This window comes from Litoribrevibacter albus, assembly GCF_030159995.1.
In the GTDB taxonomy this organism is placed as follows: Bacteria; Pseudomonadota; Gammaproteobacteria; order Pseudomonadales; family Litoribrevibacteraceae; genus Litoribrevibacter; species Litoribrevibacter albus.
Genome location: NZ_BSNM01000012.1, coordinates 1 through 1,718 on the forward strand (window position 1 = coordinate 1; position 1,718 = coordinate 1,718).

Consider the following 1,718-nt stretch of genomic DNA (forward strand, 5'->3'; position numbering starts at 1 on the left):
TAGGTAACTCGTCTTGGTGTCGTTTTCCGTATTTCTTTTTCTGATTGGTGAACTTTGGATCACGACTCCGGAACTGATTATCCGGCACATAGGCATTTATTTTTCGTTCATACAAATAGGCCATATTTGCTTCGTTGGCAAAGCCGGTATCGGCCGTAATCACAGTACCTTGCTGATAGATGTTGTCTGATATCTCCAACCTCTTTAGCCGAGCCTCGACACGTTCCAAAACTGGCTTCAGGGTGTGATGTTCCTGTCCTTCACCAAAGGCTTGAGCATCCACCACAATCTGATGTTTTTTATCGACCGTCGCCACCCCGTTATAACCTTGAATCACACCTTTATTGGTCTTCATCTTGGCACTTTGATTGTCGGTGATATTACTTTTTACTTCTTTGCGAGTTCGACCGCGCCCCATTCTTGGTTCGTTAGTTTTCAGGAATAGATCAATCCGATCAGAGGCCTTATCCAGGGTCGAGATGGTTTGTTCGATTCGTTTTAAACGATCTTCATCATACACAGTCTGAGCATCTAACCGTTGGTGCTCTTTTAGATGATAGTTAATCTGACGCCTGAGCTTATCACGTTTCTCAGCCAATTCTTTAAATGTACCAGAGTGTTCCTTTGAAGCGTTCGAGGGCATCTTACAGCCATCAATCGCAAACAGTTCTTTACCTAACAATCCTTGCTGATCACAGATCAATAATACCTGTTCAAATAAGGACTCAACTTCTTCTGCATGGCTGCTTACAAAGTTAGCAATCGTCGTAAAGTGAGGCACGCTATCACAGGACAGGGCTTTGAAAATGATGTTGGTTTCACAACACCATTGGATCTCACGACTTGAGGTAATGCCTTTGGAATATGCAAACAGAATGATCTTTAACAAAATGGCGGGATCGTAAGCTGGGCGACCTGTTTGATCATTATGATAATTAGGAAAGAAAACCGACAAATCGAGCTTATGTTCGATCAGATAATGAATAGCGTATTCGAAAGTACCGGGTTGGATTTGATCTTCAAAGTTGATCACCACCATCGCGACTTGATCGTGGTTGTAGGGTTTAAATTTAGGCATCAGTACAATCCTTGTTTGATGCCTAAATTTTATCAAAAAGAGAGGGATGTTAGGGTTTTTCTACAGCCTGAACGCCTGCAGCAACGGCCGCAATGGAGCAGCGAAGCTGCGGAATGGAGGTCCAGCCCCGTAGGGGCGATGTTGCCTGCACTTGTTAAATGCTGGCCGTTACTGAGGGATTTCAATGCCCGCAACCTCCATTTGCTTTTTAGGATTCCAGTTATTGGGGATTGACTCTTGCTCTCCCCACCATGCGCAGTTAGTTGCATTAACCCACTCGCTACGCACTTTAGCAAGGTGCTCTTGGGTAGAATGCTGGTCGTATTCTACGCCTGATTCAGAACCACAACACTCGCAGATTTCAAATGTGGTGCAATTGAATTCATCGAGGACTGTAATTTCTGTGTAACCGCAAATTGGACACCCTTGCTTATTCATACTCATGGCATTTAACGCATGGCTCTGCGGCCCAAAACAGTTGGCGACTTTGACGCCGCGAAGCGTGCGGAAAAGGTGCCAACTGTTTTGGGTCCGTAGCAGCCACTTGATACTAATGATGACCTCCCAAGGATTTTCGGGCTTGATAGTTAAACTACCATCCAAGGTATAGCGCGCTCTTGCGCACATACCTTAGGAGGCC

Annotated in this window: 2 protein-coding genes; both read right to left on the reverse strand. The window is 45.1% G+C overall.

Annotated features, from left to right (window positions below; all coding sequences use genetic code 11):
* A partial coding sequence (locus tag QQL66_RS09415; RefSeq protein WP_284380992.1) for a transposase occupies nucleotides 1-1,078 on the reverse strand: 1,078 nt, incomplete at its 3' end.
* Nucleotides 1,079-1,246: 168 nt separating this feature from the next.
* The gene (locus QQL66_RS09420; protein WP_284380993.1) at nucleotides 1,247-1,681 is read right to left on the reverse strand and encodes a hypothetical protein; all 435 of its coding nucleotides are present in this window, start codon (nucleotides 1,679-1,681) and stop codon (nucleotides 1,247-1,249) included.
* Between the last annotated feature and the right edge of the window lie 37 nt (nucleotides 1,682-1,718).